The 6,298-nt window shown below is 71.7% G+C and carries 9 protein-coding genes; 5 read left to right on the top strand and 4 right to left on the bottom strand.

All coding sequences use genetic code 11. The features are described 5' to 3' along the window. Window positions 1-313 (bottom strand): hypothetical protein (locus KD1_RS14975; RefSeq protein ID WP_217995906.1); only part of this gene is annotated, 313 nt, incomplete at its 3' end. A gap of 125 nt (window positions 314-438) precedes the next feature. On the opposite strand from KD1_RS14975, the gene KD1_RS14970 reads away from it, so the two are divergent. Further along, entirely contained in the window at window positions 439-978 is a 540-nt protein-coding gene (locus KD1_RS14970; RefSeq protein WP_068403252.1) for a hypothetical protein, read from the top strand. A 24-nt stretch (window positions 979-1,002) separates the two neighbouring features. Here the strand turns inward: KD1_RS14970 and KD1_RS14965 are convergent, their stop codons facing one another. Further along, a complete protein-coding gene (locus KD1_RS14965; RefSeq protein WP_068403250.1) occupies window positions 1,003-1,218 on the bottom strand; it encodes a helix-turn-helix domain-containing protein in 216 nt (71 codons plus the stop codon). Between the two features lie 174 nt (window positions 1,219-1,392). Between KD1_RS14965 and KD1_RS14960 the strand changes: the two genes are divergently transcribed. From KD1_RS14960 to KD1_RS14945, 4 genes are read left to right on the top strand one after another with little or no spacing between them, the layout of a single operon-like run. Continuing rightward, window positions 1,393-2,052, top strand: a complete 660-nt coding sequence (locus tag KD1_RS14960; RefSeq protein ID WP_157073394.1) for a CpaB family protein — start codon at window positions 1,393-1,395, stop codon at window positions 2,050-2,052. Then, a complete protein-coding gene (locus KD1_RS14955; protein WP_068403246.1) occupies window positions 2,049-3,398 on the top strand; it encodes a CpaE/TadZ family protein in 1,350 nt (449 codons plus the stop codon). Before KD1_RS14960 ends, KD1_RS14955 begins: the two co-directional genes overlap by 4 nt. Continuing rightward, window positions 3,395-4,897, top strand: a complete 1,503-nt coding sequence (locus KD1_RS14950) for a wax ester/triacylglycerol synthase family O-acyltransferase (RefSeq protein ID WP_068403245.1) — start codon at window positions 3,395-3,397, stop codon at window positions 4,895-4,897. Before KD1_RS14955 ends, KD1_RS14950 begins: the two co-directional genes overlap by 4 nt. Before the next feature lie 51 nt (window positions 4,898-4,948). Further along, entirely contained in the window at window positions 4,949-5,380 is a 432-nt protein-coding gene (locus KD1_RS14945) for a DUF6912 family protein (protein WP_068403243.1), read from the top strand. Between the two features lie 58 nt (window positions 5,381-5,438). Here the strand turns inward: KD1_RS14945 and KD1_RS14940 are convergent, their stop codons facing one another. After that, window positions 5,439-5,930, bottom strand: coding sequence for a DUF2505 domain-containing protein (locus KD1_RS14940; RefSeq protein ID WP_068403241.1), 492 nt, complete (start codon window positions 5,928-5,930; stop codon window positions 5,439-5,441). A gap of 22 nt (window positions 5,931-5,952) precedes the next feature. Further along, a partial coding sequence (locus KD1_RS16985) for a hypothetical protein (RefSeq protein WP_169795414.1) occupies window positions 5,953-6,298 on the bottom strand: 346 nt, incomplete at its 5' end.

The raw sequence follows: 6,298 nt of genomic DNA, 5'->3' as shown, positions 1-6,298 counted from the left end.
TGGCCGGGCCGGCCAGGGCCAGCCCGGCGCCGCCGACGCTCAGCGTGATCGCGGCCATCCGGCGCGCGAACGTGGGGGAGTAGCGCTGCGAGAGCCCATCGCACAGGCGCCCGACACCGCCCGGCAACGCCCCGAGCAGGGCCACGAGGTACCCGAGCAGAAGCCAGCCGGCCAGCAGCACGGCGACGACGATCAAGGCATTCGTCATCGCCTCGTCCAGGCTCAGGGGCACCCCGCCCTCGCCCGCCCCGACCCCCCGGACGCCCACACTCCCGGTGTCCGCCCGTTCGACCACCTTGGCACGTGACTCCATCTGGCCCACCCCTCCCTGATGAATACCCCTCGGCATCCATAGGCACTGTTTGACGATGTTTGATGTTGTTCATACTCAATCAGGTGCTTCAGATGGGCGCAACCCCTCACAGCTACGCTGGGGACATGCGCTGGGATCGACTCTTCGATGACCTCGAGGCCCAATGGGACGCCGAGGAGCACCGTGAACGTGATGCCGAGGTGGCCGACCGCACACGTCGCGAACGCGCCACGGTGCCGCTGCTGGACCGCTTCGTCGCGCAACTCTCGGCCGAGGTCAGGCTGCGACTCCTCGCGGGAGTCGAGGCGGTCGGCGTGGTCGACGAGGTTGGTGACGGGTGGCTCCTGCTCGACACCCGGCCGGGGGTGCTCCTGGTGCGCCTCGATGGCGTGCGGGCCTGGCCCAACCCCTCGATGCGCGCGGCGCCGAGCAAACGGGCCCGCCGGTTCGGAGTCGGCTACGCCCTACGTGGCATCAGTCGGGATCGGCGTGCCGTGGTGGTCACGGACGTGACCGGCGGGATGCTCGAGGGCACCGTCGAGGCGGTCGGTGAGGATCACTTCGACCTCAGCGAGCATCCGGCCGACGCCCCCCGACGTGCCGAACACGTCCGTTCCCGGGTCGCGGTGCCGTTCTCCGCCGTCGTCTGCGTGCGAGTGGCCTGAGGCCACCGAGGGTGCCTGAACCGGTCAGGGCTCGCCGTGCTGGGACTCCATCAGGGCCTTGGTCTCGGCGTACATGCGTTGGATGTAGTTCTCCAGCTCGTCGACCTCGACGCGCCACTGACCGCGTCCGCCCACCTTGATCGCCGGCAGGTCGCCGCTGCGGACGAGTGCGTACGCCTGGGCCGCGGAGACATCGAGGATCTCGGCGACCTCGGCCAGGGGAATGAATCGACGAGCCATGGATCAAGCCTGACACACCCCGACCGATGTTGATGGTATTTGTCCACGGATGCGCGTTTTCGCGGGTGTTTGTCCACATGGCCGCCTCGCTCCGGTGGCGGCGCGGTGGTCGGTGGGTGAGAATCCGTGGCGGACGCGGGTCACGGGGTACTCGCCCGAACGAAGGGATCTGTCATGGGGGAGCCGGCACGGCCCATGGCCAACCGACTGCAACGACCCTCCTGGCGGGACAGCCGCCTCATCATCGGCGTCCTGCTCGTGGTCGCCTCCCTGATCCTCGGATCGGTCGTCGTGGCGGGGGCCGACGACCGCGTGCCGGTCTGGGCCGCAGCCCGGCACCTGGCCCCCGGAGAGTCGATCGAGGCGGGCGATCTGGTGCGCTCCGACGTGCGCATCGACGCCGTCTCCGATCTGTACGTGCCGGTGACCGAGTCGCTGGAGGAGAGGCACGTGGTCACCCGGGAGGTACGCCCGGGCGAGCTCATGCCCCGCACGGCCGTCGGGTCGGCCGACTCCGTCGATGTGCGGCTCGTGCACCTGCCGGTCGACCAGGCCTCCGCCCGCATGCTCACGCAGGGCTCGACCGTCACGGTCTGGGCGAGTGTGCGCGGCGGCGGGGCCTCGGCGCCGATGGGGCGACCCAAGGTGGTGCTCCAGGACGTGACGGTGGCCGCCGTGCCGGAGGCCAAGGGCATGCTCGGCGGCGGTGACACCGCCGGCATCCGACTGCTCATCGACCGGCGCGACGTGCGCGACGTGGCCGACCTCGTGGCCAAGGAGGCCCGCTTCTTCGTGTCCCTGGGACAGGACTCGCCCGTGGGTGAGCCGCGGTGACGGTGCGGGTTCTCGTGGCCCTGGGCCACCACTGGGAGGGTGAGGTCGTCACCCGCCTCGAGCAGGTCCGCGCCGTCGAGGTGACGCGGCGCTGCGTGGATCTGCCCGACCTGCTGGCGGCCGCGGCGGCCGGGGTCGGTGACACCGCGCTCGTCTCCGCCGATCTGCGCGGCGTCGGCCGTGATGCCTTCGCCCAGTTGGCCCAGCACGGCATTCGGGTCGTCGGGATGACCCCGCCGGGTCAGCCCGACGCGGAGGTGCGGTTGCGGCAGCTCGGTCTGACCCGGGTGCTCGCCGCCGACGCCTCGTCCACGGACCTCGGCGAGGCCCTCGACGGCCAGGACGGCGACCGGTCGGTGGCCTCCTGGGTGGCCACGCACGGCCTGTCGGACGTCGACGCCGAGTTGTCCGGGCTCGTTTCGGCGCCGTCCGACCCCGCGCCCGACGACCCGGCCTCGACGCCGACCGCCCACGAAGGCCAGGTGGTGACCGTCTGGGGCCCAACGGGCTCGCCCGGGCGCACGACGGTGGCGGTCAACCTGGCGGCCGAGCTCGCCGCGGCCGGGCGTGAGGTGCTCCTCATCGACGCCGACACCTACGGAGCGTCGATCGCGCAGACCCTCGCGTTGCTGGACGAGGCGCCCGGCGTGGCCGCGGCCGCTCGCGCCTCCGAGCACGGGTCGCTGGACCTGCCGTCCCTGGCGCGACTGGCTCCCGAGGTCGTCCCGCGTCTGCGGGTGCTCACCGGCCTGCCCCGCGCCGACCGGTGGACGGAGCTGCGACCCGCCGCGCTCGAGCATCTGCTGTCGGTGTCCCGGGGGCTGGCCGACGTCATCGTCGTCGACTGCGCCCCCTTCCTCGAGGAGGACGAGGACCTCGTCTACGACACCCTCGCCCCGCGACGCAACGGCGCGGCGGTCACCGCGGTCGAGGTGGCCGACGAGGTCGTGGCCGTGGGCGCCGCCGATCCGGTCGGCCTGCAACGCCTCGTGCGTGCCCTCCAGGAACTCGCCGACCGCGGCATCACGCAGCCACGGGTCGTGGTCACCAAGCTGCGCTCCTCGGCGGTGGGGCCGCAACCGCGTCAGCGCGTGCTCGCCGCGCTCGAACGGTTCGTCGACACCGGTCCGGTGAGCCTGCTGCCGTGGGACCCCGAAACCCTGGACGCGGCCATGCTCACCGGGCGGGCCCTGAACGAGTCCCACCCGAACTCCCCACTGCGACAGTCCCTGGCCGAGTTGGCGGACGCGTGGCTGCCGGATCAGGCCACCACGAGGACGAGTTCATCACGACGTCGCACATCGGGGTTCTTTGCACGCGACCGGCATGCCAACATGTGGGGGTGACAGACCGGCTCAGCTCCCAGGACGCAGCCCTGCTGCGTGCCGAGGACGTGCAAACCCCTCTGCACGTCGGCACGATCCTCCGTCTCGCGCCCAGCGACATCGACCCCGCGGACGTGGTCGAAGCCGTGGTGACCCGCACCGGCCGCGTGCGCCGCTTCCGACAGCGGGTGCGCGAGGTGCCCGGCCGACTGGCCGATCCGGTGTGGGCCGATGACCCGGCCTTCGACCCGAGCTGGCACGTGCGACGCTCCGCACTGCCCTCGCCGGGCCGCTCGGCCCAACTCGAGGAGTTCGTCGCCCGCATCGTCAGCCGCCGCCTCGACCGCACCCGCCCGCTGTGGGAGGTCCACGTCGTCGAGGGCCTGTCCGACGGCGGGCTGGCCATCGTGACGATCTGCCACCAGGTGCTCGTCGACGGACTCAATGCCCGGGACGTCACCGAGGTCCTGCTCGACACCCCCGGCGGCGAACTCGACGGCGCGGAGGAGGAGGAACAGGCCAAGCGCCCACGCGACGTCAAGGCCGTCGAGCTCTTCGCCGGTGCCCTGGTCGACGTCGTCACCCGGCCCACCAAGCTCCTCGACGGGGTGCGCTCGGGGGTCGGCTCCCTTCGGCAGACCGCCACCGATGTGGCCGACTCCAGCGTCGAGGCGGCCAAGTTCCTGTTGCACGCCTCCACCGACGGCACGTCCGGTTCGCCGCTCCAGGTCGGCGTCGGCACGGCCCGGCGGTACCGGATCATCCATGGCGACCTCGAACTGCTCCGTGAGATCCGCGCGGCCAGCACGGCCGCAGGCACGCCGGTGACCGTCCACGACGTGGCCCTGACGATCCTCACCGGTGGGCTGCGGGCGTGGCTCATGTCCCGCGGGCTGCCGGTCATGACGGGCACGAGCATCCGAGCCATGGTCCCGGTGAGCATGCACCCGACCACCGCCGGTGAGCTCAACGACCTCGATGACACCCCGACCGGCGGGCACCTCAAGGCCTGTTTCGTCAATCTCCCGGTCGGGGAACCCGATGCGGAGATGCGCTTGGCCCACATCGCCCACACGATGTCGCGCGAACTGCGGTCGGGGCACGGGGTCGCGGCCGACCTGCTGGCGGGCCTCCCCGGGTTCGCCCCGCCCACCCTGCACTCGCTGGGGTCACGACTTTCCGGGGCGCTGTCCCGGCGGACCCACAGCCTGATCGTCACGAACGTCCCCGGCCCCCAGGAGCGGCGGCATGTGCTGGGGGTGCCGGTCACGGGCACCTGGCCGGTGCTGCCGTTGGGCCCCGGCCACGCGCTCTCGGTCGGGATCACCAGCTACGCCGGGTTTCTCGAGGTCGGGCTGCTCGCCGACCGCCGCGGCCTGCCCGACCTCGATCTGCTCGTCGACGCGGTGCCGGAGGCGTTGGCCGAACTCCAGTCGACCTTCGGGCTGCCGGTGCGTCCGACCACCGCAGCGACAGATGCGCTGTTGAATGGTCGGAAGGCGGCGCGTCGGAAGTCGTGAGGCCGCGCTCCGCACCTCCCGTCCGAGCCCTCGAGCGAAGGAACTGACCTCATGCCGCAGACGCGCATCTACGTGCCGCTCAACCTGACGACCATGGCGGATCTGATCCACCATCGCGAGTTGCGCGGTCGGCAGGTGCCGGCCCATGCCGTGACCGGCGCCTTCGAACGATCACTGCCGGGCACCGATGAGGAGGAGCGCGAGTACGTCGCCCTGTGCAACGCCGCCCGCCAGGCCTCCGGGCTGCGGATCGCCGCGCACGATCGGCGGATCGTCGCGGCCGCGGACGTCGACATATCGGCGGTGGGGGAGCCGCACGGCCCCCATCCCGAGGCGCTCTCCCTGGTCGAGGTGACCGGGCCGGTCCCGATGCGGCACATCGTCTCGTTCCACATCGACGAGGTCGGTGGGGCCGAGGCGATCGAGATGCTCTGGTACGACGTGACCGAGGCGCAGGACGCGCTGACCTACGCCAAGGGCTGAGGTCCCGGCGACGGGACCGCAGCCCTGGGGCGGCGATCGGGTCTGGCGGCGATCGGTCTCAGCCGAGGCGCTGCGTGAGAATGCGACCCTCGGCGTCCATGGCCTTCTGGACGATGGGTGCGACGGCCTTCTCGACCTTGCCGCCGAGGACCGGGATCGTGCAGTTGATGTTGAGTTCGAACTCCTGACGCGTGCCGCCGTCGTTGGGTACGAGCACGCCCGAGCCGGCGACGGTGAACGGGGCACCGGGCACCTCGACCCGGATGTCGGCGGTACGCGACCCGTCCGGGCGCGGCTGCCCCCAGCGCTGCACCTCGATGACCTTGACGGACTTGCCGACGACCTTGCCGACGATGTCGGGCAACGAGTCGGTGGGGAGCACCCGCTCGGTCCGCAGCACGGTCTCCTCGCCGTCCTGGGACACATCGACGCTGTGGGACAACGGCTTGGTGGCCAGGCACTTGGCGTCCTGGAAGTCCGTGGTGTTCATCTCGGCGAAGACATCCTGCGGCGCAGGGGTCAGGTGCGTGCTGGAGGTGAGTTGCTTCATGGCGCAGAGCGTACTGCGTGATTCAGCGCGAGATGATGTCAGCGGAGCGGGTGAGCGCCTCCGTGGCCTGCGCCATCGCGGCCGTGAGCGCATCCCGACGCCGGGTGGCCAGGACCTGCAGGGTGCGGAACTCCGATTCGAGGTGGTCGGCGAGTTGCCCTTGCTGGGCGGTGCGGCCGGCGTCGGCCTCGCCGGTGATGCCCCACTGGGGTGCCACCCCGCCGGCATCGGCCCGCAACCCGTGTTGCTCGGCGAGCTCGGTCAGCGCGCGGGCCCGTCCGGCCAACTCGGCGAGGTCGCTGGCGTGGTGCTGAAGATCACGGCCCGTGGCGGCCAGCACCTCGGCCGCCGCGCGGCACTGCTCGGCC

Source organism: Kribbia dieselivorans NBRC 106261 (assembly GCF_001552435.1).
GTDB lineage: Bacteria > Actinomycetota > Actinomycetes > Actinomycetales > Dermatophilaceae > Kribbia > Kribbia dieselivorans.
This window is presented reverse-complemented; position numbering and strand designations above follow the sequence as displayed.